Here is a 24,244-nt window from a genome sequence, read left to right on the forward strand (position 1 = left end):
GAATGAACGTTTCTCTCTCACGCCTTGCCCGCCTGGGCGGCCCCCTGTTGAGCGTCGCCCTGGGTATGAGCAGCCCACTCACGGTCCACGCTCAGGACGAAGGCCATTACGTGCTTGAAAAAGCGGTGCAGGTCAGCCGCCACGGCATACGCCCGCAAACTGACACCGCCAAACTGGTGGAGGCCACACAGCGCCAATGGCCCACCTGGCTGGTGCGCGACGGTGAACTCACCGGCCACGGCTATCTGGCCGCCAGTTTGATGGGCGCCTGGCAAGCCGAGCAGTATCGCCAGGCCGGTCTGTTGCCAGCGGGCTGCCCGCAAAACGGCACGCTGTACGCGGTTTCCAGCCCCAAACAACGCACCCGCGCCACCGCCGCCGCATTGATGGACGGCATGTTCCCCGGCTGCGGCGAGAAACCCCACGCCAGCGCGCAGTCCCTCGATCCGCTGTTTCAGACTGACAAGATGGACTTCGCCCGCGTCGACCCGGCCATCGCCAAGGCTGAAATCCTCACGGCGCTGGGTGGCGACCTGCAAGCGGCCAAGGCCCGCCTGCAACCCGACCTCGACCTGCTCAAGGCCGCCGCGTGTGTCGAGGGCAAACCGTGCCCGTTTTACGACGCGCAATGGGTCATCAAGCAAAATGATGAGGGGCGCCTAAAAATCAAGGGGCTGGATAAAGCCTCTTCGCTGGGCGAAACCTTCCGCCTGCAATACAGCGAGGGCAAACCCATGAGCGAGGTGGCGTTCGGCCACGCAGCCGATGCCAAACAGGTGATGGCACTCACGCGCTTGCACCGGGCCAAATATGACTTCGTCAATGACACGCCACACATCGCCCGGCGTGGCGGTTCGCAACTGATGAATCAGCTGCGCCTGGCGCTGGAGCAAGGCACGCCCCTGGAGCAGGCCGATCCACTGGGCAACCCGCCGGCGGCACCGTTGCTGGTGATCGTGGCCCATGACACCAACCTCTCGCAGTTACGCACCATGCTCGGGTTTCACTGGACGCTGGGCGAGTACCAGCCGGGCAATATCCCGCCCACCGGCACCCTGGCGTTTGAACGCTACCGCGACGCGGACAGCGGCGAGCGCTTCATTCGCACCACGTTCGTCACCCAGACGCCGGATCAAATGCGCCACCTCACGCCGTTGAATGCCGACAATCCGCCGCTGCACGCTGACTTCAGCCTGCCCGGCTGCAAGGTCACTCAGGTCGGCACCTTGTGCCCGCTCAAGGATTTTGCCGAGCGCCTGAACACGGCCATCGACCGCACCGCCCTGACCGCGTACCGCTATCCCTGACAACGGGGGCGCGGGCTGCGACATCAAGTAGCCTGCGCCAGCGCACACAAAATGCCGCGCCTCTGGATTTGGCCGACTAGTCTTTGTCGCCACTTGTGTCGGGGAAGAACCGGCTGGTTCCCCTGCGCCGCGTTGCCAAAAGGAAATCCCATGAAAGACTCCGCGTTCTCTGTCACCCGTTTCGCGCTTGGCCTGTTGCTGGGCAGTGCGCTCACGCCCGTCGCGCTTGCCCAAACCGCCAGCAGCGATGGCTACGTGCTGGATAAAGTGGTGCAAGTCAGCCGCCACGGCGTACGGCCACCGACCGCGTCCAATGAAAAACTGCTGACGCAGGTCACGCAGCGCCAATGGCCGACCTGGCTGGTGCCCTTGGGCAACCTGACCGGCCACGGCTACACCGGGGCGGTGGAAATGGGCCGCTATCGCGGCACGGTCCTGCGCCACGCCGGGCTGATCCCCCAGGGTTGCCCGGACGCCAAAACGGTGCTGGCACATGCCAGCCCCCTGCAACGCACCAAGGCCACGGCCCAGGCGTTACTCGACGGCATGTTCCCCGGCTGCGGCTTCCAGCCCACCTACGTGGCGGGCAAACAGGACGCCCTGTTCCAGGCCAATGAAATGAGCTTTGCCGCGCTGGACGCCGAAAAAGCCAAGGCGCAGATCCTCAAGGCACTGGGCGGCAGCGTGGAGGCCGCCCAGAAGCGTTACGCCCCGTTTGAAGAAACCCTGCGTGAAGTGGCCTGCTTGCCAGACGTGAACTGCCCCTACGGCCACGAACCCTGGAAACTGGTGCAAAACGAAAAGGGCCGTTTTTCGATCAAGGGCCTGAGCGCGGGCGCCAACATGGGCGAAGTGTTCCGCCTTGAATACAGCCAGGGCCTGCCGCTGGATAAAGTCGCGTTCGGCCACGCCCCCACGGCTGCGGACGTGTCGGGCCTGATGGTGCTGACCAAAGCCAAATACGATTACCTGAACGACATCCCCTACATCGCCAGCCGGGGAGCGTCGGAGCTGATGAACCAGATTGCTCTGGCACTCAAACAAGGCACGGCGCTAGCCGCCAAAAACGTCACCGACACGCCGCCTGACGTGCCGCTGATGCTGCTGGTGGCGCACGACACCAACATTTCGTACCTGCGCACCATGCTCGGCTTTGGCTGGAAGCTGGGCGACTACATTGAAAACAACATTCCACCCGTGGGCACGTTGCAGTTTGAGCGCTACAAAGAAGTCAGCACCGGGGACTACTTCTTGCGCATCGCGTTTGAAGCCCAGTCGATGGACCAGATTCGCAACCTGACGCAGCTGCAAGGCAAGGCAAAACCCCTGAACAGCGAGTTCAAAAGCGCCACGGACTGCCGCACCACCCGCGTCGGCCTGCTGTGCCCGCTCAAGGCCGCAATGACGACTGTCGAGCGAAACATCGACCCGACCGCGCTCACGCCCTACCGCTTTCAGTAAACCGTCACGCCACGCGGCAGGCGCAATGCCTGCCGTTTATTGCGCGTTTCGACTGAAGATGCGGATGACTTCGTCCAGATGGTCAGCCATTGCCTGGCGCGCGCCTTGCGCGTCGTGCTGCTCCAGGGCATGCAGCAGGGTGCGGTGCTCGTCTTCAGAACGGTGTGGCATGTCGTCTGAGGTGTAATGGCTTTGCAGGCGCTGGAACAGACTGCCGTAACGATGGCCCAGCAAATGTTGAATCATCAGCGCATACGCCGGGTTGTCAGACGCTTGTGCAATCCGGATGTGAAACAGACGGTCGCCGGGGTGGGTGTGCGAGCCTTCGCGGTTGTCCTGCACGTTGCGCTCGAACGCCTCACGAATCCCGGCCAGCTCTTCATCACTGGCATTCACGGCCGCCAGCGCCGCGGCTTCGGGCTCAATCAGCCGACGAGCCTGGAGCAAGGCAAACGGCGGAATTTCCGCGCTGAAATCCACCTCGATGCCCAGTTCCGGGTCCAGTTCTTGCCACTGATTGCGCGTGACTTGCGCCATCACCGGTTCATCGGACACGGGTTTGACTGGCGGCTCACACACTAAAACGCCATTGCCTACGCGCACGTCCACCAGCCCGATTACTTCCAGCGCAATCATGGCTTCACGCACGGACGCGCGACTGACGCCCAACAACTTGGCCAGTTCACGTTCGGCGGGCAAGCGGCTGCCGGGTGGAAATTCTCCACTGTCGATCAGGGCGCGCAACTGATCTGCGATCTGTCGATAAAGCCGTTGGTTATCAATCACTTGAAAAGGCATGTCGGTTTTTGTCCTGCTCAATTCGGCGCTCTGCACGCCACGCGGCCGTAAAAAGGCGCTTGTTGCGGTGCAACGTGCATGCTACAAAAGGTTCAATGGCCTGACCATTGGATGGGTAACGTACAGCGATCATAACGCAAAGCGCCACCCAATCCTTCTCCGGTTTTGCCAGGCGTACGCCTACAATGGCCTGACCATTGGGCCAAATAACAATAATGAACAGTGTCACGGAGCATCCATGGATCTTTCCGGCAAACGCGTCCTCATCACCGCGGCAGCCCAAGGCATTGGCCAGGCCAGTGTGCAGGCGTACCTCGCCGCTGGCGCCGAGGTCTTCGCCACCGACATCAATGCCACCGCCCTGGACTCACTGCACGGCGCGCACAAACACCTGCTCGACGTCACCGACCCGCACGCCATTGAGCGCCTCGCCGCCGAGCTGGGCCCGCTGGACGTGCTGTTCAACTGCGCGGGGGTGGTGCACAGCGGCAACATCCTCGAATGCAACGACACCGACTGGGCCTTCGCCCTCGACCTGAACGTCACGGCCATGTACCGCATGATCCGTGCGTTTCTGCCGGCAATGCTGAGCAACGGCGGCGGTTCGATCATCAACATGGCGTCGGTGGCGTCCAGCATCAAAGGCGTGCCCAACCGCTTCGCCTACTGCGCCAGCAAAGGCGCGGTGATTGGCCTGACCCGCGCCGTCGCGGCCGATTTCGTCAGCCAGAACATTCGCTGCAACGCCATTTGCCCCGGCACGGTGGACTCCCCTTCCCTGCGCCAGCGCATCACCGAGCAGGCCCTGCGCGAACAGCGCAGCGAAGCCGAGGTGTACGCCGCGTTCGTCAGCCGCCAGCCCATGGGCCGTATCGGCTCGGCGCAAGAAATCGCGCAACTGGCGCTGTACCTGGGGTCCAGCGCCAGCGGCTTCACCACCGGTACCACCCAGATCATTGACGGCGGCTGGAGCAACTAGTCCACCGCTGCGCGCCCCCCTCTTTCCCCCTTCAAGGAGCTTTTATGAAACTGCTGCGCTTTGGCGAAAAAGGCCAGGAACGTCCAGGCCTGCTGGATGACAACGGTGAGCTGCGGGATTTGTCTGCCGTGGTCACGGACATTGCAGGCCAGGCCTTGAGCCCCGACAGCCTGAGCCGCCTGCGGGACATCGACCCCGCCTCGTTGCCCCGCGTACCCGGTACGCCGCGCCTGGGTGCGTGTGTCGGTCAAGTCGGAAAATTCATCTGCATCGGTCTCAATTACGCCGATCACGCCGCCGAAACCGGCGCACCGATTCCCGCCGAGCCGGTGGTGTTCGGCAAATGGACCAGCGCCATTGTCGGCCCCAACGACGACATCGAAATCCCGCGTCATTCGCGCAAGACCGACTGGGAAGTGGAACTGGGCGTGGTCATCGGCAAGGGCGGCCGTTACATCAGCGAAGACGATGCGCTGGAACATGTGGCCGGGTATTGCGTGATTAACGATGTGTCCGAGCGCGCCTTTCAGTTGGAGCTGGGCGGCACATGGGACAAGGGCAAAGGCTGCGACACCTTTGGCCCGCTCGGCCCGTGGCTGGTGACGCGCGATGAAATCCCCGACCCGCACCAGCTCGACCTGTGGCTGGAGGTGGATGGCAAGCGCTATCAGAACGGCAACACACGAACCATGATTTTCCAGATCCCGGCCATCATCAGTTACCTGAGCCGATTCATGAGCCTGCAACCCGGTGATGTGATTTCCACCGGCACCCCGCCCGGCGTCGGGCTGGGCATCAAGCCCGAGCCCGTTTACCTGCGCGCCGGCCAGCAGATCCGCCTGGGCATCAGTGGCCTGGGTGAACAACACCAACGCACGGTAGATGCCGACTGACAGGGAGTTGCGCCATGACCACCATTACCGCCGTACGGGTCGAAGACATTCGCTTCCCCACCTCGCAGTCGCTGGACGGGTCCGACGCGATGAACCCGGACCCGGATTATTCCGCGGCCTATGTCATCCTCGAAACCGACACCCCCGGCCTTGAAGGCCATGGCCTGACGTTCACCATCGGCCGCGGCAATGAAATCTGCTGCGCTTCGATCAAGGCGCTGGCCAGCCTGCTGGTGGGCTTGAAGCTGGACTGGATCGCCGAGGACATGGGCCGTTTCTGGCGTCACGTCACCAGCGACAGCCAACTGCGCTGGATCGGCCCGGACAAGGGCGCCATCCACCTGGCCACCGGCGCGGTGGTCAACGCCGCGTGGGACTTGTGGGCCAAGGCTGAAGGCAAACCGGTGTGGCGCCTGGTGGCCGACCTGAGTCCCGAGCAACTGGTGCGTTGCATCGATTTTCGCTACCTCACCGATTGCATCACCCCCGACGAGGCGCTGAGCCTGCTGCGCGAGCGCGCCAACGGCAAGGCCGAACGCATGGCGCTGCTCGAAGCCCACGGCTACCCCTGCTACACCACGTCCGCCGGCTGGCTGGGTTACGCCGACGACAAGCTGCGCCGCCTGTGCCAGGAAGCCGTGGATGCGGGGTTTTCCCACGTCAAATTGAAAGTCGGACATGACCTGCAAGACGACATCCGCCGCGTGCGCATCGCCCGCGAAGTGTTGGGCCCGGACCGCAAATTGATGATTGATGCCAATCAGGTGTGGGAAGTCGACACCGCCATTGATTGGGTGCGCGAATTGTCCTTCGCCAACCCGTGGTTTATCGAAGAGCCCACCAGCCCGGATGACGTCGAAGGGCATCGCACTATCCGCCTGGGCGTCGCGCCGGTCAAAGTGGCCACCGGCGAGATGTGCCAAAACCGCATCGTGTTCAAGCAACTGATCATGCGCGAGGCCATCGACGTGGTGCAGATTGATGCCTGCCGCCTGGGCGGGGTCAACGAAGTGCTCGCGGTGATGCTGATGGCGGCCAAGTACAACTTGCCGGTGTGCCCGCACGCAGGCGGGGTTGGTCTGTGCGAGTACGTGCAGCACCTGTCGATGATCGATTACCTGTGCATCGCTGGTACCCATGAAGGGCGAGTGGTGGAGTTTGTCGATCACCTGCATGAGCATTTCGAAGACCCGTGCGTGATTCGCGATGCCGCTTACATGCCGCCCCAGGCACCGGGGTTTTCGATCCAGATGAAAGCCACATCCCGCGAGCAGTATCGCTACCGGGGTTGAAACCCAGTCATCAGCGGACGGAGCACAACAATAATGTCGTCCCGACACTCACTACGGCTGGATGCCCACCAGCATTTCTGGCGCTACGACGCGGCACGCTACCCGTGGATAACGGGCGACATGCCAGCGTTGCGTCAGGACTTTCAGCCCGATGATTTGCGGCCCTTGCTGGACCGGGCCGGGCTTGATGGCTGCATTGCCGTGCAGGCTCGCGCCTGCGAAACCGAAACGGATCGCCTGTTGGTACTGGCCCACAGGCATCCCTGGATACGGGCCGTGGTGGGCTGGACCGACCTGCGTTCGGCCCGCCTTGAGCCGTCCCTTGAACAATGGGCAGATGCCCGCGTGCTACGCGGGTTTCGTCATCAGTTGCAAGACGAGCCCGTGCCCGCCGCGTGGATGCAGGACGCGGCGTTTAATCGCGGGCTCAGCACCCTGCAACGCAAGGGTCTGGTCTATGAAGTCCTGATCAAGGCGCGGGATTTACCTGCCGCGACCCGGCTGTGCCAACAGCACGACGGGCATCACCTGGTGCTCGATCATCTGGGCAAGCCCGACGTGCAAGCGCAGGGCCTGCGGGAGTGGGCGCAGCAACTCGCGGGGCTGGCGGCGCTGCCCCATGTCAGTTGCAAGCTCTCGGGGCTGATGACCGAAGGTGACTGGCAATCGCGCGACTGCAGACCCTTACTGCCCTACCTGCACACCGCGCTGGAGCTGTTCGGCGCCGATCGCCTGATGTTCGGATCGGACTGGCCGGTGTGCCTGCTGGCCAGCGACTACATCGGCACCTGCGCCCTGGTTGAGCAGGCGGCGCAGCCACTGAGCACGTCCGAACAGGCCGCCATTTGGGGCGGCACCGCGTGCCGTGTCTACGGGATTGAAGGAGTTAACCCATGAATCTGTATTTGCAGGACAAGGTGTTTATCGTTACGGGCGGCGGTTCGGGGATTGGTGCGGCCATTTCACTGGGGCTGGCCGATGAAGGCGCGATCCCGGTGATTTTCGGCCACAGTCCGTTGCCGGATGAGCTGGCGCGGGCACTGGACCAGCGTCAGGCGCAAAGCCTGTTCATAGAGGTGGAGTTGCGCGATGAAGACGCCTGCCGCACCGCCGTGGCCCAGGTACTCACACGTTTCGGACGCATCAACGGGCTGGTGAACAACGCCGGGGTCAATGATGGCGTGGGGCTGGAAGCCGGGCGGGCGGGCTTTGTCGAGTCGCTGGAAAAAAACCTCATCCATTACTACGTCATGACCCATTTGTGCGTGGATGCGCTCAAAGCCAGTCGCGGCTCTATCGTCAATATCAGCTCCAAAACTGCCCTCACCGGCCAAGGTGGTACCAGTGGCTATACCGCCGCCAAGGGCGCGCAATTGTCGCTGACCCGGGAATGGGCCACGTCGCTGCGCAATGACGGGGTACGCGTCAACGCGGTGATCCCGGCCGAGGTCATGACGCCGCTGTACGCGCGCTGGATCGACACCTTTGCCGACCCTACGGCCAAGCTGGCCAGCATCGTCGAGAAGATCCCCTTCGGTCAGCGGATGACAACCGCCGAGGAAATCGCTGACAGCGTGCTGTTCCTGTTGTCGTCCAGGTCTTCCCACACCACCGGGCAATGGCTGGTGGTCGATGGCGGCTACACCCACCTGGACCGGGCGCTGACATGACGGCGCAACGTCATTGCCTGGCCCTCGACCTCAAGGACGACCCGGCGCTGATTGCCGAATACGAAGCCCTGCACCGCCAGATCTGGCCGCAGATCAGCCAGCACCTGCTCGACAACGGGGTACTGGACATGCAGATCTGGCGACTGGGCACGCGCCTGTTCATGGTCATGGACACGGCCTGCGGGTTCGACCCTGAAGCCTTTGCCCGCGCCGGGGCCCGCGACCCGCACGTACAGGCATGGGAGGCGCTGATGTGGCGCTTTCAACAGTCCACGCCATGGACGGCCAGGCACCAGAAGTGGACGCCGATGGCACAAATATTCAGCCTGCACGCGCCCCACACGGGCGCCACGGGCGAAGCGCGAGACCTTTAACACCCGGCAGCAACGACACAACAACAATAAGCAGGAGATGCGTTATGTCACTCAAGCATTCCACCGTTGCAGCGTCGCCCCGTCCGGCGGCGGTTTCTTCTTATCGCCGGGCACTGATACTGGTGACCTGTCTGTTCTTTTTATGGGGGTTGTCCTACGGCTTGCTGGATGTGTTGAACAAGCACTTTCAAGACACACTGCACGTCAGCAAGGCGCAATCGGGCTTGTTGCAAAGCGCTTATTTCGGCGCGTACTTTGTGATCGCCCTGCCCGCCGGGCTGCTGATGGATAAATACGGTTACAAGGCGGGCATCCTGCTCGGCCTGTGTCTCTATGCCATCGGCGCGTTGCTGTTCATGCCCGCGGCCTCGGCACAGAGCTTCGCGTTTTTTCTGTTTGCGCTGTTCGTGATTGCGTGCGGCCTTGGCTGCCTGGAAACAGCCGCTAACCCGTACGCCACCGTATTGGGCGCACCGCAAGGCGCCGAGCGGCGCTTGAACCTGGCGCAGTCGTTCAACGGGCTTGGGCAGTTTTTTGGCCCGCTGATTGGTGGCGCGCTGTTCTTCGGCGGTGCCAGCCATCTCGAATCCACGCAATCGCTACAGATGACGTACCTGGTGATCGCCGGACTGGTGTTGCTGGTGGCACTGCTGATTGGCCGCACCCCGTTGCCGGATTTGCGCGAGCAGGAAAGTGCCGTGCAACAGCGCAGCGACAAAACCCTGTGGCAGCATCGTGAATTCGTCACGGGGGTCATCACCCAATTTTTTTATGTCGGCGCGCAAGTCGGGGTCGGGGCGTTCTTCATCAATTACGTGACTGAGCACTGGGCGCAGATGAGCAACCAGCAAGCGGCGTACTTGCTCTCGGTGGCGATGCTCAGCTTCATGTTCGGGCGATTTTTCAGCACCTGGTTGATGGGCCGGGTAAACGCGCAGCGCCTGCTGCTGACCTATGCGCTGATTAACACCGGGCTCTGCGTCGTGGTGGTCAGCGGGCTGGAGGGGGTGTCGGTGATCGCGCTGGTGGCGACGTTCTTTTTTATGTCGATCATGTTTCCCACTCTGTTTGCCATGGGGGTCAAAAACCTCGGCCCGCACACCAAGCGCGGCAGTTCATTCATGATCATGTCCATCGTCGGCGGCGCGTTGTTGCCCTACGTGATGGGGCTGGTGGCCGACCATTCTTCAACGGCAGTGGCGTACCTGCTGCCGACAGGCTGCTTTTTGATTGTCGCGGCCTACGCCCGCAGTGCATTGCGCGCCCGGCCCAACTGACACCTGATGTTGTTGCACTCCACAAAAACAATAATCGGAGTTCTACATGTCCACTCCCGCGTTGAAACAAGCCCTGAGAAAGATCCGCTGGCGCATCCTGCCGTTCGTGGCGCTGATGTTCGCCATGGCCATCATCGACCGCTCCAATATCGGCTTCGCCAAACACGCCTTTCAGGCTGACACAGGCCTGAGCAACGCTGCATTTGCCCTTGGGGCCGGGATTTTCTTCATCGGTTATGCGGTGTTTGAAGTCCCCAGCAACTTGATGCTGCACAAGATCGGCGCCCGCGTCTGGCTGAGCCGGATCATGGTCACGTGGGGGCTGGTGTCGGCAGCCATGATGTTTGCTCATGATGAAACCAGCTTCTACATCCTGCGCTTCTTGCTGGGTGTGGCTGAGGCGGGTCTGTCGCCGGGGGTGGTGCTGTATTTGACCTACTGGTTCCCGCAGAACCAGCGGGGTTCGGCATACGGCATTTACTACTTTGGCGTACCGCTCTCGCTGATGATCGGCGGCCCGGTCTCGGGCTGGTTGCTAGAAAGCAGCCAGTTTGGCCTGACAGGCTGGCAATGGATGTTTGTGACAGAAGGATTGGCCGCCTCGGTGATCGGCGTGGTTGCGTTCTTCTACCTCAATGACCGCCCGCGGGATGCGAAGTGGCTGAACATCGAGGAAAAGGCAGCGATCGAGCAGGCACTGGATGCCGAACAGCGGCAAAAAGCCAATCAGGGCCCGTCGTCCTGGCGCGCCGCCCTGATCAACCCGGCCGTGCTGTACTTCACCCTGATTTATTTCACGATTCAGGTCAGTGTGTATGGCGTTCTGTTTTACCTGCCCACCCGGATTGCCGAGCTGCTGGGCACCGGGATTGGTCTGCACGTGGGCGCGCTGACCTCGATTCCGTGGATGGCCACGGTGTGCATGCTGTACGCGGTGACACGACATGCCGACCGCAAGGGTCAGCAAACCCGCTATGCCGCCTGGATGTTGGCGCTCGCGGCGCTGGGGATGGTCGGCTCGACCCTCAGCGCCAGCCTGCCGCTGGTGATCCTGGCGTTTTGTCTCGCGGCGTCAGGGTTTATCACCGTGCAACCCTTGTTCTGGACCCTGCCCACGCGGCTGTTAAGCGGCGCGGCGGCCGCCAGCGGGATTGCCGTGATCGGGGCGCTGGGCAATCTGGGCGGGTTTCTGGCACCGACGGTGAAAACCTTTGTCGAGCAACACTTCGATAACCCTCATGCGGGCATGTACTTCCTGGCCGGAACTGCCTTACTGGGTGCGCTGATGCTGTTGCGCTCAAGCCGGGCCAGTAGCGGGCCAGCGCCACAGGGTGTGCCCGCCCCCAGCCGTTGACCATTGCCCGGTTTCAAGACACCTGAAATCCGATTGAACGATCAAACCGTGCTCCAACTCCGATTTTTAAAGACGCGCAACAGCGCTTGTTCTTTCAATCTGAGCTGGAGCAGCCCACATGACGACCGAAAACCAGTACGCAATGCAAAACCCGGTGACGCAATACCCTCAGCCGGGTTTTCCTGAGCAACCGCAACCCGCTCCCGGTTCAGTGCATAAATTGCAGCCCCATGCTGACCACGGCGAAAAATCCTACAAAGGTTTTGGCCGACTGGCGGGCCGCAAGGCGCTGATAACCGGGGCTGACTCGGGGATCGGCCGCGCCGTTGCCATTGCCTACGCCCGCGAAGGCGCGGACATCGTGCTCAACTATTTGCCTGAGGAAGAAGCTGACGCACGGGAGGTGGTCGCCTTGATCGAAGCCGAAGGTCGCAAGGCCCTCTGCATTCCGGGCGACTTGTCCCAAGAAGCGTTTTGCCAGACATTGGTGAGCCAAGCCGTCCAAGGGCTGGGCGGGCTGGATATTCTGGTGAACGTGGCGGGTAAACAAACCGCGCAAAAAGCCATTGCCGACCTGACCACCGAGCAGTTTGACGCGACCTTCAGAACCAACGTTTACGCCTTGTTCTGGCTGTGCAAAGCCGCGCTGCCGCACTTGCCGGCCGGCGCCACCATCGTCAACACCACGTCGATCCAGGCCTATCAGCCATCTGAAACCTTGCTCGACTACGCGCCGACCAAATCAGCCATTGCTGCGTTTACCAAAGCACTGGCCAAACAGGTCATCGGCCAGGGCATTCGCGTCAACGCCGTAGCACCCGGCCCGTTCTGGACGCCGCTGCAACCCAGCGGTGGACAGCCTCAGGAAAAAATCCCCACCTTCGGCGCCGAAACCCCCATCGGTCGTGCAGGGCAACCGGCCGAGTGCGCACCGCTGTATGTGCTGCTGGCCAGCCAGGAATCGAGCTACATCACGGGTGAGATTTTCGGCATTACCGGAGGGACATCCATTGCCTGAGGCATAAACGTTAAAACGCGAACAAGGCCGCCGGTGCGGCCGACCGCTGAAACGTGCACAGGGATCGCGGTCGGGGTCACGGGTGGGTTACATTCAATGCTGGTTGTAACAAAAACAACAGCCCATTCTTCCAGTAAGGGTCAACCGTGAATACCAATCAAAAACTGCGAACCTTCGACCGCATCCGTGAAGCCGTACTGCCGCAATACCGCGAACGTGTCGCCGAGTATCTGACGGCTTACCAAGAGGTGCTTCACGACGACCATGCCTGCCCTGACGCTCAGCGCACCGCGGCCAATCAGCTGATGGGGTATATACGCGGCCTGAACACCACACGTGTGTTGGGCATGGCGGACCTGGAAGAACTCGAACGCCGCATCACCGAGTCCTGGCTCAAACACGCCGAGCTCGAAGGGCAGGAAGAGATAATCTGAAGGGGAGACACTGAAAGGCGATGACGTGAAATGGTGTCCCAGGCGGGGTTCGAACCTGCAACCTTCCCCTTAGGAGGGGGATGCTCTATCCAATTGAGCTACTGAGACTGATCACGCGTACCACGCACAGGACGTGGTGTGCAGGTCGGCGTGCATGGTAACGGCGATGTCGGGATTTGTCATGTCGTCCGTTGGCTTTTTAGTTGTAAGGAATTCAATGCCTGCCAGACAGGACATCAGCCTGCATAGCCCATATACGCCCATGGATCGGCGTGTTGGACAGCGTCACTTGGCCATCGTGCAATTTGCATTGCAGCAAAATGGCGTCATTGCAATTTGCAACTCACACCCCTTAAAAATCGACAGTAAATGACTGTTTTACAAGGCTTTTATAGGTATCCTGCGTTGGCACGAAGACTGCAACCACAACAGTATTAAGTCCATGCCCTCAGAGATGACCGCCATGAACAGCACATTGATCCTGTTGAATGCACTCGCGCTGGCCGTTCTGGTCATTTTTCAATTCCACCCCGATGAGGCGACTGGTCAACAGGGCGTTGAAGTGGCGGGAACGTACAAACCCCACGCGCCATTGCCACAGTTGGCGGTGATGACACCCGGTCAAAGCGGCACACCTCACCTGACCGCCGAGCACGCTGCGCAGACGCAGGCCGTTCAGGGCGAACGCTGGGTTTTCTAAAGAGAGCTTTAAAGAATCATGTCCAAAATTGCATTTGGTTTTTTGATGTTGGCGCTGGCCAGTCTGGCGCTGGATATTTTTATCCCTAACGGGACGCTGGGCGACGTGCCGTTATTTGCCGCCGCTACGTTTTTCAGCTGTTGGCTGGTGGCGTTGCTGGTAGGACGACGTATCAAGTTTGACCCGCAATTACGCTGAAGCCGGATACCCCGCTGCGTCATCAATCAAGGCCAGCAACCCTCGCACCGCGACGGTGATGCTGGCGGAGTTGTCGAGCACCTCGATGGCATCGTCCCCCAAGAGTGCCATCGCATCCAGAAAGAGCTCATTACGCTGCAAGCGCTGCCGGATTTGCTCCGGCGTTTCGCGGCCCCGCTTAAGCAACCTTTCGTGCAGTACCTCTGTGTTAACACACAACATGACCGCCACTAAATCCGGATAGCGTTCGCGGGCCTGGCGCAGGTAGGCGCGCGAGCCATTGACCAAGACGTGGCGCCCCTGCCGCAGACAGTCATCCAACTGCGTGGTAATTCCGTAGCTGAGGCCATGCGCCTGCCAGTGCAAGGCAAAGGCCCCCTGCTCTTTTAGCGCTTCAAACGCTTGGGCTGAAACACTTTGTGCGTCCTCACCCACAGATTCGGCAGAGCGGGTGATGACACGCCGCATCACCTCACACCCGCGCTCGGCCAGATAGGGACGTGCCGCTTCGATCAGGCTGTCTTTGCCCGAGCCAGACGGGCCCATCAAATAGATCAATTTGCCTGACATCTGCGACCCTCTTCTGATGCTGATCGGTTAAACCCTGGCGCTGCACCCGTGGCGGTTTACATAAGGGTTGCCGCTCCGTCTTCCAAACTATTTGCGCGCAAATGGCGTTATATGACGTGTTTCAGATGAATGGAACCGGTTACCGCTATCCAACCCAGTGCGCATTTCTGATAATCACTACTGGCAAAAAGCCTGTATCCGGTTCAATATTTGTCACAGAATTGACGCCAGGGAAGTGGCTAATTTGAGGCATGATGCCGGCCTCTTAGCAATTCAGGTTGAACATTTGGCCTTAGGGATGGTCTTAAAACACATCCTGCGGCCAATCCCGAGAACCGCTCCCCTGAACTAACCGGTTAACTATATGCGCCCATTGAAACAGGCTATTTATTCCAGCCGTACGGCTGACAAGTTCGTAGTGCGCCTGCCAGACGGAATGCGCGAGCGCATTGCCGAGGTGGCACGTAATCACCATCGCAGCATGAACTCAGAAATCATCGCCCGCCTGGAGCAGAGCCTCATCCAGGAAGGCGCCTTGGGCGACGAGCCCGCGCTGCGCCTCGACAGCCCGGAGCTGTCCATGCATGAACGCGAACTGTTGCAACGCTTCCGCCAGCTGTCACATCGTCAGCAAAACGCACTGGTTTCATTGATTGCACATGATGTCGAAATGGCATCCGACGCATCGTGATCTAGACGCGGTATTAAAAGCCAGCCTTGTGCTGGCTTTTTTGTGGCCGGCCCGCACGCTCCCGCTCAACGGAAACAAAAACGGCTTGATCGACACAGTCAGATCAAGCCGTTGATGGTCAGAGCAGGAAGATCGTGGCCAGCCCCAGGAAGATGAAGAACCCGCCACTGTCTGTGACAGCCGTAATCATCACGCTGGCCCCCATGGCCGGATCACGTCCCAGCCGCGCCAGCGTCATCGGGATCAATACCCCCATCAATGCCGCCAGCAACAAGTTGAGCGTCATGGCAGCGGTCATCACCACCCCCAGCGACCAACTGCCGTAGAGCAGATAGGCGACTACGCCAATCACCCCGCCCCACACCAGGCCATTGATAAGACCGACCGCCAGCTCCTTGCGCATCAGGCGCGAGGTGCTGCCCGTGTTGACCTGATCCAGCGCCATCGCCCGTACGATCATGGTGATGGTCTGGTTACCGGAGTTGCCGCCAATGCCCGCCACAATCGGCATCAGCGCCGCCAGTGCCACCAGTTTTTCAATCGACCCCTCAAACAACCCAATGACCCGCGATGCAAGAAACGCGGTGATCAGGTTAATCGCCAGCCAGGCCCAACGGTTGCGCAGGGATTTCCAGACGGACGCGAATATGTCTTCTTCTTCGCGCAAACCGGCCATGTTGAGGACTTCGGTTTCGCTTTCTTCACGGATCAGGTCGACCATTTCATCGATGGTCAGACGACCGATCAGCTTGCCGTTCTTGTCAACCACCGGCGCCGAGATCAAGTCGTACCGCTCAAATGCCTGCGCCGCATCGTAGGCGTCTTCATCCGGATGGAAACTCACCGGATCGCTGGCCATCACCTCGGACACTTGCTTTTCAGGGTCATTGACCAGCAAGCGCTTGATCGGCAACACGCCTTTCAATGCGCCGTCGTAATCGACCACGAACAATTTGTCGGTATGGCCGGGCAACTCCTTGAGGCGACGCAGGTAACGCAGAACCACTTCAAGGCTGACGTCTTCGCGGATGGTGACCATCTCGAAGTCCATCAAGGCGCCGACCTGGTCCTCGTTATAGGACAACGCGGAGCGCACACGCTCACGCTGCTGGCCGTCGAGGGTTTCCATCAGCTCATGGACGACGTCTCGCGGCAGCTCGGGGGCCAGGTCAGCAAGTTCGTCAGCGTCCATCTCCTTGGCGGCTGCCAGGAGCTCATGATCGTCCATGTCGGCGATCAGGGTTTCTCGAACCGAGTCCGACACTTCAAGCAGGATGTCGCCGTCACGGTCAGCCTTCACCAACTGCCAGACCGTCAGACGGTCGTCCAGAGGCAACGCTTCTAGAATGTAGGCAACGTCAGCGGAGTGCAGGTCTTCCAGCTTGCGCTGGAGTTCTACGAGGTTTTGCCGGTGGACCAGGTTCTCGACCCGATCATGGTGATGGCCTTCCTGACGATGTGTCAGGTCTTCGACCACACGCTGGCGGTTAAGCAGTTCAATCACTTGCGCAAGACGGCTTTGCAGGCTGTCTTGAGTCTTTTTTACTTCAACTTCGGTCATAGGCGAACTCCACTCCCAGCAGCAGGGCACGCCGGAAGGATCAATCAGTCAATTCATGATTGGTAAAGCGGGATGCTGAGTTACTACTGGGTAAGTCCATGGAGGTATTCCACAAGCCCCGGCGGGGCTGACGGGCGCAATCATACACGGCTTAAAAAATTAATGACGCTTAAAAATCTCGGGGATACAAATGCTTGCGCATCATGCGCAATTCAATGGTCGCGAGACTGAATCTGCGACGCCGGATTCAAGGAAGAGAACACACGCCACTGCAAAAAACGGCTCAGGCGCATCACACCCTTTAACAGGCACCCTTGGAGCGGGTTAATTCCTGATCGGTGGTGAGCACCGCTGTGCGCAGCGTCACCAGACCCCACACGAGTGGAAAAACATAAATGACAGACAGCAAAAAGCCCGCTTTAGAGGCGGGCTTTTTGGTGTTTGGTGCACTCGACAGGATTCGAACCTGTGACCGCTCGGTTCGTAGCCGAGTACTCTATCCAGCTGAGCTACGAGTGCAAGGTGTGTTTGTTAAACCAGACCACCCTGGTTGAAGCCAAGTTAACCGCCGAAGCAACTAACTCTTAAATGGTGCACTCGACAGGATTCGAACCTGTGACCGCTCGGTTCGTAGCCGAGTACTCTATCCAGCTGAGCTACGAGTGCAAGGTGTGTTTGTTAAACCAGACCACCCTGGTTGAAGCCAAGTTAACTACCGAAGCAACTAACTCTTAAATGGTGCACTCGACAGGATTCGAACCTGTGACCGCTCGGTTCGTAGCCGAGTACTCTATCCAGCTGAGCTACGAGTGCATTTGAAGCTGCGTATTATAGACCGTTGAATCTCTCTGCCAAGTGTTTTTTTCAATAAAATCAACGACTTACTGAAATGGCTAGATTCGAACGTGCTACATGAATAATGGCGGAGAAGGGGGGATTCGAACCCCCGACACCCTTTTGAGATGTACTCCCTTAGCAGGGGAGCGCCTTCGGCCACTCGGCCACCTCTCCGCAACACGGGGCGTATAATAACCAGCCTTTTCCCCGTATGCAACCAAAAACTTAAATAAAATTAAAGACTTGGTTCTTCGTCCTTTTCTTTCTTGATCCGCAGGTAGATTTCCTCCCGGTGTACGGCCACTTCTTTGGGGGCATTCACACCGATCCGCACTTGGTTTCCTTTGACACCGAGCACGGTCACAGTAATTTCACCGTCGCCTATGATCAGGCTTTCTGCGCACCGGCGAGTCAAAATCAGCATAGGTTTCTCCTCACGCTATTCATTCAGGGACAACAGTCTGCAAAAAAAAAGGGCTTCGGCCTACTAGCTAAATAGCTATAGCCCGACGCGCCTTCAGTATTGACCAACATGACGAAACAAGAGGCCTTCGTTCACATTTATCAAAAAAACAAAGGGCGCGGATCAACCGCGCCCTTCGGGCAACGCGCTACTCACCCTGTGGGGCAGGCGCGTCCAATTCAAAAGCGGTGTGCAAGGAACGCACGGCCAGCTCCAGGTATTTCTCTTCGATCACCACCGACACTTTGATCTCGGAGGTCGAGATCATGAGAATGTTGATGTTCTCTTTAGCCAACGATTCAAACATGCGACTGGCCACACCGGCGTGCGAGCGCATGCCCACACCCACGATCGACACCTTGGCGATCTTGGTATCGCCGACCACTTCACGCGCGCCGATCTCGCGGGCGGTGTTTTCCAGCACAGTCTGCGCCGCGTTGTAGTCGTTACGGTGCACCGTGAAGGTGAAGTCGGTGGTGTTATCGTGCGCGACGTTCTGCACGATCATGTCGACTTCGATGTTGGCCGCACTGATCGGCCCCAGAATCTTGAACGCCACGCCGGGGGTGTCCGGCACGCCACGGATGGTCAGCTTGGCTTCGTCGCGGTTGAACGCGATACCAGAAATGATCGGCTGTTCCATGGATTCCTCTTCATCAATAGTAATGAGGGTGCCAGGACCCTCCTTGAAGCTGTGCAATACGCGCAGCGGAACGTTGTACTTGCCGGCAAACTCGACCGCACGGATCTGCAGCACCTTGGAGCCCAGGCTGGCCATCTCCAGCATTTCTTCGAAGGTGATCTTCTCCAGACGCCGGGCTTGCGCCACCACGCGCGGGTCCGTGGTGTAGACGCCATCCACGTCGGTGTAGATCTGGCACTCGTCAGCCTTCAACGCCGCCGCCAGCGCCACACCCGTCGTGTCGGAGCCACCACGGCCCAATGTGGTGATATTGCCCTGCTCGTCCACGCCCTGGAATCCGGCGACCACAACCACACGCCCGGCCTTGAGGTCGGCGCGAATCTTCTGATCGTCAATTTTCAGGATGCGGGCTTTGGTATGGGAACTGTCGGTGAGGATACGCACCTGGCTGCCGGTGTAGGACACCGCCGGCACGCCCCGTTTGTTCAGCGCCATGGCCAACAGGCCAATGGTCACCTGCTCGCCCGTGGACACGATCACATCCAGCTCGCGCGGCAACGGCTGATCGCTGATCTGTTTGGCCAGATCGATCAGGCGGTTGGTTTCGCCACTCATTGCCGACAAGACAATCACCAGGTCATTGCCGGCTTCGCGGAACTTCTTAACTTTATCGGCGACCTGTTCGATTCGTTCGACAGTGCCGACCGAGGTGCCTCCGAATTTCTGTACGATCAAAGCCATTTCAAAGCAGCCTCAGCCCCTAAAGGGCGCCCATTTATCATTCAAACGACGCGCCGCCACTAGACAGCGGCGCGTTCTGGACCTCAGATACCCTGTTCGACAAATGGCACAGTCAGGGCCAGCGCGGCGTCCAGAGCAGCAGCATCAACACCGCCACCTTGCGCCATGTCCGGGCGACCACCGCCCTTCCCGCCCACTGCCGCAGCGGCCTGCTTCATCAAATCCCCGGCTTTGAGTTGGCCGGTCAGGTCTTTGGTTACGCCTGCAACCAGCACGACCTTGTCTTCATAAACCCCACCCAGCAGGATCACTGCACGGCCGAGCTTGTTCTTCAGCTGATCCACCAGCGCCAGAAGCGCCTTGCCATCCTGACCGTCCAGGCGAGCGGTCAGGACTTTCACGCCTTTGATGTCCACAGCCGACGCCGACAGATCGTCGCCAGCCGCGCTTGCGGCCTTGGCCTGCAATTGCTCCAGTTGCTTCTCCAACTGACGGTTACGTTCCAGCACCGCCGAGAGCTTGTCGACCAGGTTTTCGCGCGAGCCCTTGATCAGGTTCGCCGCTTCCTTGAGCTGCTCTTCAGCTGCGTTCAAGTAAGCCAGTGCGCTCGCACCGGTCACCGCTTCAATTCGACGAATACCCGACGCCACGCCGCCTTCGCTGGTGATTTTCATCAGGCCGATGTCGCCCGTGCGTTGGGCGTGGATACCGCCACACAGCTCCACAGAGAAATCGCCGCCCATGCTCAGCACGCGCACGTTGTCGCCATACTTTTCGCCAAACAGCGCCATGGCGCCTTTTTGCTTGGCGGTTTCGATGTCGGTTTCTTCGGTTTCCACCGGTGTGTTCTTGCGAATCTCGGCGTTGACGATGTCTTCCAGGGCCTTGATCTGCTCAGGCTTGATGGCTTCGAAATGGCTGAAGTCAAAACGCATGCGCTGACTGTCCACCAACGAACCTTTTTGCTGAACATGCTCACCCAGCACTTTGCGCAATGCAGCGTGCAGCAAGTGCGTGGCCGAGTGATTCAAAGCCGTCGCGTGGCGCACATCGGCATCAACCTGAGTCTCGACGGTTTCGCCCACTTTCAGGCCGCCCATGGCAACCACGCCGTGGTGCAGGAACGCACCGCCGGTTTTCGTGGTGTCCCGCACGTCAAAGCGCGCAGCACCCGCCTGCAGGTAACCACAATCACCCACCTGACCGCCGGATTCAGCGTAGAACGGCGTCCGGTCGAGCACGACCACGCCTTCATCACCTTCATTCAGGGTCTGGACCGACTGGCCTTCTTTATAGAGGGCCACCACCTTCGCCGAACCGTGCGTGGCGTTGTAGCCGATGAACTCGGTCGGCACCTCCACCTTGACCAGCGTGTTGTAGTCCAGGCCAAACGAACTGGCCGAGCGGGCACGTACCCGCTGAGCTTCCATTTCACGTTCAAAACCGGCTTCATCGACCGTCAGGTTGCGCTCACGGGCGATGTCCGCCGTCAGGTCCATCGGGAAACCGTACGTGTCATACAGTTTGAACACCACGTCGCCCGGCACCACGGTGCCTTTTAGGTCAGCCAGATCCTGCTCCAGGATTTTCAGGCCCTGTTCGAGCGTCTTGGAGAACTGCTCTTCTTCAGCCTTGAGTACGCGCTCGATGTTGGCCTGTTCGCGCACCAGCTCGGGGAAGCTGGCACCCATTTCAGCCACCAGCGCAGCCACGATCTTGTAGAAGAAGTTGCCGGTCGCGCCCAGCTTGTTGCCATGGCGGCAAGCGCGACGAATGATGCGACGCAGCACGTAGCCGCGGCCTTCGTTGGACGGCAATACGCCATCCGCAATCAGGAAGCTGCACGAACGAATGTGGTCCGCCACGACTTTGAGCGAAGCCTGACCTTCATTGGCGCAACCAATGGCCTCGGCGGCGGCTTTGAGCAGGCTCTGGAACAAGTCGATGTCGTAGTTGGAATTGACGTGCTGCATCACCGCACTGATCCGCTCCAGGCCCATGCCGGTGTCTACCGACGGCGCTGGCAACGGATGCAACACGCCATCGGCGGTGCGGTTGAACTGCATGAACACGTTGTTCCAGATTTCGATGTAACGATCGCCGTCTTCGTCTGGCGAGCCTGGCGGGCCGCCCCAGATTTCAGGGCCGTGATCGTAGAAAATCTCGGTGCAGGGGCCGCACGGGCCGGTATCGCCCATGGTCCAGAAGTTATCGGACGCGTACGGAGCGCCTTTGTTGTCGCCAATGCGGATCATGCGCTCGGCGGGTACGCCGACGTCTTGGGTCCAGATGTCATAGGCTTCGTCATCGCTGGCGTAGACGGTCACCCACAGCTTGTCGGCAGGCAGCTTCAGCACGCCAGTGAGGAAGGTCCAGGCGAAATTGATCGCGTCTTTCTTGAAATAATCGCCAAAGCTGAAGTTGCCGAGCATTTCAAAGAAGGTGTGGTGACGGGCGGTGTAACCGACGTTTTCCAGGTCACTGTTCTTGCCACCGGCACGCACGCACTTCTGGCTGCTGGTTGCACGGGTGTATGCACGCTTTTCCTGACCCAGGAAGCAGTCCTTGAACTGGTTCATCCCCGCGTTGGTGAACAGCAGGGTCGGGTCGTTATTCGGCACCAAGGAGCTGGAAGGGACACGGGTGTGACCTTGCTCCTCGAAGAAGCGAAGGAAGGCTTCACGGATTTCTGCGCTTTTCATAGGTTCTTCCACGGAGGCTGAGGCCAGAGGCAAGTCAATCAGGTCGGTCGACAGTGCGACTCGCAAAGGGCCGCATTATATCGGCCCTGCGCCCTGGGTACAGCGTGTTTATACGATAGGCACCCTCAATTGGACGGGTTACGCACTCATTGCCGGTTAAATTCGTCCAGAACCGTGACCACTTGCTCAATTTGCCCGCGGCTGACGTCCAGGTGCGTCACCATGCGCAGGCGCGGGGCGGCGCTCAGCTTGATGCCGCGCGTGGCGGCAAAGGCTTTGAGCGCTTCGGCGCGGTCGCCCAGATCGGCGTACACCATATTGGTCTGTACCGGCTCGACGTCATAACCGCAGGCACGCAGCCCGTCAGCCAGATACTGCGCATTGGCATGGTCATCCGCCAGGCGCTGCACCTGATGATCCAGCGCATACAAACCGGCCGCGGCCAACTGCCCGGCCTGACGCATTCCCCCGCCGACCATTTTGCGCAGGCGTCGGGCCCGGGCAATCAGTTCGGCCGAGCCGCACAGCACCGAGCCTATCGGCGCGCCCAACCCCTTGGACAAACACACCGACACTGAGTCGAAGTGGCGGGTAATGTCGGCGGCGTCCACGCCCAGCCTGACGGCTGCGTTATACAGCCGCGCGCCGTCCAGGTGCAGCGCCAACCCATGCTCGCGGGTCAGGCGACTGGCCGCCGCCAGGTACTCCAGCGGCAGCACTTTGCCCTGCATGGTGTTTTCCAGGGCCAGCAAGCGGGTCCGGGCGAAATGGAAGTCATCCGGCTTGATCGCGGCCGCTACCTGTTTCAAATCCAGCGAGCCATCGGCCTGAACCTCCAGCGGCTGCGGCTGGATAGAACCCAGTACCGCCGCCCCGCCACCTTCGTATTTATACGTGTGGGCCTGCTGCCCGACGATGTATTCCTCGCCCCGCCCGCAATGCGCCATCAGGGCCAAGAGATTGCTCATGGTCCCGGTGGGCACAAACAGGGCCCGTGCAAACCCGAGCCTGTGCGACAGCTCGGCTTCCAGGTGATTGACCGTCGGGTCTTCGCCATACACATCGTCCCCGAGCGGCGCAGCGGCCATGGCCTCACGCATGCCAGGCCCGGGTTGAGTCACGGTGTCACTGCGAAGATCGATAACAGTCATTGGAAGCCTCGGCCAAGGGAGATAAGCACTGGATGCTAAGCGGTGAATAACCTGTCGAACAAGAGGCGTTCGAGTTATGGCGAGATGAATCAAACCGTATTGCCCGAACCGGCCGCTAAAACCATCAGAAATTTCGATGACCATTAGCAAAAAGCATCGATGCATCCCTGAAACATTTGTGATACAAAATGCCCGCCGCCAGAAAGGCTGGCGGCAACGTTCTCAGGGCGGGGTGTAACTCCCCACCGGCGGTAATTGCGCGCAATGCGTATAGCCCGCGAGCGCTTGGCAGGTCCCAAAGCTACGGCTGACGGCTTGGCAAGGTCAGCAGACCCGGTGTGATTCCGGGGCCGACGGTCATAGTCCGGATGAAGAGAGAACGGGATTGGCGCCAAAGGGCCGTCAGTCAGGCAGGTCAGTGTCGAGGCTCCTTGCTCGCGCGGCCTGTCTGGACGCACCCTTAAATCCCATTCGATTCATATGCCCTGTTTTTCACACAAACAGGAGTCTGAACATGCAACCCACCGCAATCGACAGCAAAAGCAAAAACCACCACAACGAGCGCGTCGCGTTCATTCAGGCCAGCTGGCACAAAGAAATCGTCGATCAAAGCCGTAAGGGCTTTCTGGCCGAGATGCTTGAACAGGGCTATCAGGAAAGCGACATCGACTTCTTTGAAGTCGGCGGTGCCTTCGAGATCCCGCTGCATGCCAAGCTGCTGGCCAAGACCGGTCGCTATGCAGGCATTGTGGGCGCGGCACTGGTGGTGGACGGCGGCATCTATCGCCACGACTTCGTCGCGCAGTCAGTCGTCAGTGGCCTGATGCAAGTGCAGCTGGAAACCGAAGTCCCCGTGTTCTCGGTCAGCCTGACCCCGCATCATTTCCATGCGGGCGAAGAGCACCAGAAGTTTTTCTTTGACCACTTTGTGCACAAAGGCCAGGAAGCGGCGAAAACCTGCGTCGATACCCTGCAGAAAATCCGTCATATCAAGCGTCTCGATACCCAGCAAAAACGCGCGGTGTAACGCCTGAATTCCCGACTGCCCCGCCTGCGGGCCGTCGGGATCGCGCACTAACTATCTAAAGCACCAGCAAGCCCTCAACGCGTTTCAATCGTTGCCACTGGGA

24 protein-coding genes, 5 tRNA genes and 1 riboswitch are annotated in these 24,244 nt (G+C 59.9%); of the genes, 16 read left to right on the forward strand and 13 right to left on the reverse strand.

Annotation, left to right across the window (positions count from 1 at the left end; translation table 11 throughout):
* The first annotated feature begins 2 nt into the window (after nucleotides 1-2).
* Both V6F78_RS13245 and V6F78_RS13250 read left to right on the forward strand, forming a co-directional pair.
* Nucleotides 3-1,307: a histidine-type phosphatase gene (locus tag V6F78_RS13245; RefSeq protein WP_332727485.1), complete on the forward strand. Its 1,305-nt coding sequence runs from the start codon at nucleotides 3-5 to the stop codon at nucleotides 1,305-1,307.
* Between the two features lie 150 nt (nucleotides 1,308-1,457).
* Nucleotides 1,458-2,768, forward strand: coding sequence for a histidine-type phosphatase (locus tag V6F78_RS13250; protein ID WP_332727486.1), 1,311 nt, complete (start codon nucleotides 1,458-1,460; stop codon nucleotides 2,766-2,768).
* A 36-nt stretch (nucleotides 2,769-2,804) separates the two neighbouring features.
* Here V6F78_RS13250 and V6F78_RS13255 read toward each other — a convergent pair whose 3' ends face one another.
* Together V6F78_RS13255 and V6F78_RS13260 are read right to left on the reverse strand one after the other, a co-directional pair.
* Nucleotides 2,805-3,566, reverse strand: a complete 762-nt coding sequence (locus V6F78_RS13255) for a FadR/GntR family transcriptional regulator (protein WP_047294941.1) — start codon at nucleotides 3,564-3,566, stop codon at nucleotides 2,805-2,807.
* Nucleotides 3,547-3,795 carry a hypothetical protein gene (locus V6F78_RS13260; RefSeq protein ID WP_139048409.1) on the reverse strand — a complete coding sequence of 83 codons (249 nt, stop codon included), beginning with the start codon at nucleotides 3,793-3,795 and terminating at the stop codon, nucleotides 3,547-3,549. Before V6F78_RS13260 ends, V6F78_RS13255 begins: the two co-directional genes overlap by 20 nt.
* A gap of 9 nt (nucleotides 3,796-3,804) precedes the next feature.
* Between V6F78_RS13260 and V6F78_RS13265 the strand changes: the two genes are divergently transcribed.
* From V6F78_RS13265 to V6F78_RS13310, 10 genes are all read left to right on the forward strand, one after another.
* Nucleotides 3,805-4,545: an SDR family oxidoreductase gene (locus V6F78_RS13265; protein WP_047276849.1), complete on the forward strand. Its 741-nt coding sequence runs from the start codon at nucleotides 3,805-3,807 to the stop codon at nucleotides 4,543-4,545.
* Between the two features lie 44 nt (nucleotides 4,546-4,589).
* Nucleotides 4,590-5,438: an ureidoglycolate lyase gene (locus V6F78_RS13270; RefSeq protein WP_332727487.1), complete on the forward strand. Its 849-nt coding sequence runs from the start codon at nucleotides 4,590-4,592 to the stop codon at nucleotides 5,436-5,438.
* 14 nt (nucleotides 5,439-5,452) lie between these two features.
* Complete coding sequence (locus V6F78_RS13275; RefSeq protein ID WP_169858676.1) at nucleotides 5,453-6,730, forward strand: L-fuconate dehydratase; 1,278 nt, start codon at nucleotides 5,453-5,455, stop codon at nucleotides 6,728-6,730.
* A 33-nt stretch (nucleotides 6,731-6,763) separates the two neighbouring features.
* Nucleotides 6,764-7,627 carry an amidohydrolase family protein gene (locus tag V6F78_RS13280; RefSeq protein WP_169839294.1) on the forward strand — a complete coding sequence of 288 codons (864 nt, stop codon included), beginning with the start codon at nucleotides 6,764-6,766 and terminating at the stop codon, nucleotides 7,625-7,627.
* Complete coding sequence (locus V6F78_RS13285) at nucleotides 7,624-8,400, forward strand: SDR family oxidoreductase (protein ID WP_332727489.1); 777 nt, start codon at nucleotides 7,624-7,626, stop codon at nucleotides 8,398-8,400. Before V6F78_RS13280 ends, V6F78_RS13285 begins: the two co-directional genes overlap by 4 nt.
* The gene (locus tag V6F78_RS13290) at nucleotides 8,397-8,774 is read left to right on the forward strand and encodes an L-rhamnose mutarotase (protein WP_094990238.1); all 378 of its coding nucleotides are present in this window, start codon (nucleotides 8,397-8,399) and stop codon (nucleotides 8,772-8,774) included. The genes V6F78_RS13285 and V6F78_RS13290 overlap by 4 nt, the downstream gene beginning before the upstream one ends.
* A gap of 44 nt (nucleotides 8,775-8,818) precedes the next feature.
* Nucleotides 8,819-10,051 carry a sugar MFS transporter gene (locus tag V6F78_RS13295; RefSeq protein WP_047294948.1) on the forward strand — a complete coding sequence of 411 codons (1,233 nt, stop codon included), beginning with the start codon at nucleotides 8,819-8,821 and terminating at the stop codon, nucleotides 10,049-10,051.
* Nucleotides 10,052-10,097: 46 nt separating this feature from the next.
* A complete protein-coding gene (locus V6F78_RS13300; RefSeq protein WP_047282946.1) occupies nucleotides 10,098-11,405 on the forward strand; it encodes an MFS transporter in 1,308 nt (435 codons plus the stop codon).
* A gap of 118 nt (nucleotides 11,406-11,523) precedes the next feature.
* Nucleotides 11,524-12,423 (forward strand): SDR family oxidoreductase, encoded by a 900-nt coding sequence (locus V6F78_RS13305; protein ID WP_169858679.1) that lies wholly within the window; start codon nucleotides 11,524-11,526, stop codon nucleotides 12,421-12,423.
* A 164-nt stretch (nucleotides 12,424-12,587) separates the two neighbouring features.
* Entirely contained in the window at nucleotides 12,588-12,857 is a 270-nt protein-coding gene (locus V6F78_RS13310) for a hypothetical protein (RefSeq protein ID WP_186348030.1), read from the forward strand.
* Between the two features lie 31 nt (nucleotides 12,858-12,888).
* On the opposite strand, the gene V6F78_RS13315 is transcribed toward V6F78_RS13310, so the two are convergent.
* Nucleotides 12,889-12,965, reverse strand: a tRNA-Arg gene (locus tag V6F78_RS13315).
* Between the two features lie 355 nt (nucleotides 12,966-13,320).
* On the opposite strand from V6F78_RS13315, the gene V6F78_RS13320 reads away from it, so the two are divergent.
* Entirely contained in the window at nucleotides 13,321-13,557 is a 237-nt protein-coding gene (locus tag V6F78_RS13320; protein ID WP_314397703.1) for a hypothetical protein, read from the forward strand.
* Nucleotides 13,558-13,575: 18 nt separating this feature from the next.
* Nucleotides 13,576-13,755, forward strand: a complete 180-nt coding sequence (locus V6F78_RS13325; protein WP_047278099.1) for a PA3371 family protein — start codon at nucleotides 13,576-13,578, stop codon at nucleotides 13,753-13,755.
* Here the strand turns inward: V6F78_RS13325 and phnN are convergent.
* Nucleotides 13,747-14,325: a phosphonate metabolism protein/1,5-bisphosphokinase (PRPP-forming) PhnN gene (gene phnN / locus V6F78_RS13330; RefSeq protein ID WP_047294958.1), complete on the reverse strand. Its 579-nt coding sequence runs from the start codon at nucleotides 14,323-14,325 to the stop codon at nucleotides 13,747-13,749. The genes V6F78_RS13325 and phnN overlap by 9 nt on opposite strands.
* Nucleotides 14,326-14,689: 364 nt before the next feature.
* Between phnN and V6F78_RS13335 the strand changes: the two genes are divergently transcribed.
* Nucleotides 14,690-15,016 (forward strand): Arc family DNA-binding protein, encoded by a 327-nt coding sequence (locus tag V6F78_RS13335; RefSeq protein ID WP_047276944.1) that lies wholly within the window; start codon nucleotides 14,690-14,692, stop codon nucleotides 15,014-15,016.
* A 118-nt stretch (nucleotides 15,017-15,134) separates the two neighbouring features.
* Here the strand turns inward: V6F78_RS13335 and mgtE are convergent, their stop codons facing one another.
* From mgtE to ltaE, 9 genes are all read right to left on the reverse strand, one after another.
* Nucleotides 15,135-16,577 (reverse strand): magnesium transporter, encoded by a 1,443-nt coding sequence (mgtE, locus tag V6F78_RS13340; RefSeq protein WP_047276945.1) that lies wholly within the window; start codon nucleotides 16,575-16,577, stop codon nucleotides 15,135-15,137.
* A 442-nt stretch (nucleotides 16,578-17,019) separates the two neighbouring features.
* Nucleotides 17,020-17,096 (reverse strand) — tRNA-Arg (locus V6F78_RS13345).
* A gap of 70 nt (nucleotides 17,097-17,166) precedes the next feature.
* Nucleotides 17,167-17,243, reverse strand: a tRNA-Arg gene (locus V6F78_RS13350).
* A 70-nt stretch (nucleotides 17,244-17,313) separates the two neighbouring features.
* Nucleotides 17,314-17,390: transfer RNA gene (locus V6F78_RS13355), tRNA-Arg, on the reverse strand.
* A gap of 107 nt (nucleotides 17,391-17,497) precedes the next feature.
* Nucleotides 17,498-17,588, reverse strand: a tRNA-Ser gene (locus V6F78_RS13360).
* 61 nt (nucleotides 17,589-17,649) lie between these two features.
* Nucleotides 17,650-17,838: a carbon storage regulator CsrA gene (gene csrA / locus V6F78_RS13365; protein ID WP_003175645.1), complete on the reverse strand. Its 189-nt coding sequence runs from the start codon at nucleotides 17,836-17,838 to the stop codon at nucleotides 17,650-17,652.
* A gap of 187 nt (nucleotides 17,839-18,025) precedes the next feature.
* A complete protein-coding gene (locus V6F78_RS13370; protein WP_047278104.1) occupies nucleotides 18,026-19,261 on the reverse strand; it encodes an aspartate kinase in 1,236 nt (411 codons plus the stop codon).
* 83 nt (nucleotides 19,262-19,344) lie between these two features.
* Complete coding sequence (alaS, locus tag V6F78_RS13375; RefSeq protein WP_094990222.1) at nucleotides 19,345-21,963, reverse strand: alanine--tRNA ligase; 2,619 nt, start codon at nucleotides 21,961-21,963, stop codon at nucleotides 19,345-19,347.
* 146 nt (nucleotides 21,964-22,109) lie between these two features.
* Nucleotides 22,110-23,114, reverse strand: a complete 1,005-nt coding sequence (ltaE, locus tag V6F78_RS13380) for a low-specificity L-threonine aldolase (RefSeq protein ID WP_169858682.1) — start codon at nucleotides 23,112-23,114, stop codon at nucleotides 22,110-22,112.
* A gap of 214 nt (nucleotides 23,115-23,328) precedes the next feature.
* Nucleotides 23,329-23,499: riboswitch (FMN riboswitch) on the forward strand.
* Nucleotides 23,500-23,628: 129 nt separating this feature from the next.
* On the opposite strand from ltaE, the gene V6F78_RS13385 reads away from it, so the two are divergent.
* Nucleotides 23,629-24,141: a 6,7-dimethyl-8-ribityllumazine synthase gene (locus V6F78_RS13385; RefSeq protein WP_047276954.1), complete on the forward strand. Its 513-nt coding sequence runs from the start codon at nucleotides 23,629-23,631 to the stop codon at nucleotides 24,139-24,141.
* Nucleotides 24,142-24,244: the final 103 nt, after the last annotated feature.

The organism is Pseudomonas sp. ESBL9 (assembly GCF_036668715.1).
In the GTDB taxonomy this organism is placed as follows: domain Bacteria; phylum Pseudomonadota; class Gammaproteobacteria; order Pseudomonadales; family Pseudomonadaceae; genus Aquipseudomonas; species Aquipseudomonas lundensis.